The sequence below is a fragment of the Desulfuromonas sp. TF genome (assembly GCF_000472285.1).
GTDB lineage: Bacteria > Desulfobacterota > Desulfuromonadia > Desulfuromonadales > ATBO01 > ATBO01.
In genome coordinates this window covers 81,572-82,875 of record NZ_KI421425.1, presented here as the reverse complement: position 1 = coordinate 82,875, position 1,304 = coordinate 81,572, and the positions used below count along the sequence as shown (strand labels likewise).

Here is a 1,304-nt window from a genome sequence, read left to right as displayed (position 1 = left end):
CTCCTCTTCGAAGTCGAACTCCACCGGACTCTGCTGCGAAGGGGGCTCCTCCTCGAAATCGAATTCCGACGGCCCCTGCTGAGCGGGGGTCTTCTCCTCGAAATCGAACTCCACCGATCCCTGCTGCGTGGGTGGCTCCTTCTCAAAATCGAACTCAGCGGGAGCCTCCCGGGTGGATTTCGACGCAATAGGGGGCTCGGTCGAATCGACTTCCGGCTTTTCCTTTTCCGTCAGATCGGGTTCCGGAGCGGTTCTGGCGGTCATCGGTTCTTCTGGAACCGGTTCCATGTTGAAGGCGCCGAAATCAATTTCGTCCTCTCCGGCGGAGGTCGTTTTTTCCGGTTCAGGAGGCATGACCGTGAAGATGTGCCGGCATTTGGAACAGCGAACCTTGATGCCGCCCGGCTTGAGTTTTTCGTCCGCGATTTTAAAACGGGTATCGCACTGGCTGCATTGGATTACCATGCATTTCTCTCCTTGGCCGGTCAGTTTCCTTCAACCAGGTAGATATCCGGGAGGTTTCGGTAACGTTCATCGAAATCCAGGCCATAACCGACGACGAAACCATCATCCAGCGTCAAGCCGACGTAATCCGCTTCGATCTCCACTTCGCGTTGTTTTCGCTTATCTATAAGAGTGCAGATTTTCAGGGAAGCGGGTTCCCGAAGCAAAAGCCGGTGGTAAAGTGATTCCAGAGTGTAACCGCTATCCACGATATCTTCAACCACGAGAACGTGTCGCCCATTGACGGGAAGGTCCAGATCCTTGCGCATTTCCACAATGCCGGATGACCGCGTTTCGGAACCGTAGCTTGCCAGTCGTACAAAATCTATAACGATCGGGACGGAAATGGCGCGCACCAGGTCGGCAAAAAAAATGAATGAACCATTGAGGACTCCGACAAGGAGTATTTCCATACCCACGTAATCGCGACTGATTTCTTTTCCCAGTCGCTTCACCTCGGCGGCTATCCGCTCTTTGCTGAACAGCGTTTTCAACGGCAGTTCGGGCATTCAATGTCTCTTTTCAGTAAATAGAGATTGATATAATCAAGTGTTTATATCAGGAAAGCCTCAAGAGTGTCAATCACTCGGTTGCCGAGCTGAAATGATTGGCTAAATCAATTCCATTTATGATAGAATTCAGCGGAAGTAATAGGTTTTTCATTCGTTCCGGGAGAATCACATGGCGAGATATTTTTCCATTTGCATCATCCTTATGTCCTGCATTTTCACGGCGGTTTCGTGGGCCGCTGCGCCCAAAATAGTGGTGGACCAGGAAAACTTCAACTTCGGTCGGATCTA

3 protein-coding genes are annotated in these 1,304 nt (G+C 51.2%); all 3 read right to left on the bottom strand.

The window, feature by feature from the left end:
* Positions 1-465: zinc-ribbon domain-containing protein (locus DTF_RS0118035; RefSeq protein ID WP_027716458.1), on the bottom strand; the 465-nt coding region annotated here is incomplete at its 3' end.
* Positions 466-485: 20 nt separating this feature from the next.
* On the bottom strand, positions 486-1,013 hold the full coding sequence (gene hpt / locus DTF_RS0118030) for a hypoxanthine phosphoribosyltransferase (RefSeq protein ID WP_027716457.1): 528 nt from the start codon (positions 1,011-1,013) through the stop codon (positions 486-488).
* Between the two features lie 73 nt (positions 1,014-1,086).
* Positions 1,087-1,304 (bottom strand): hypothetical protein (locus DTF_RS27420; protein WP_226989416.1); only part of this gene is annotated, 218 nt, incomplete at its 5' end.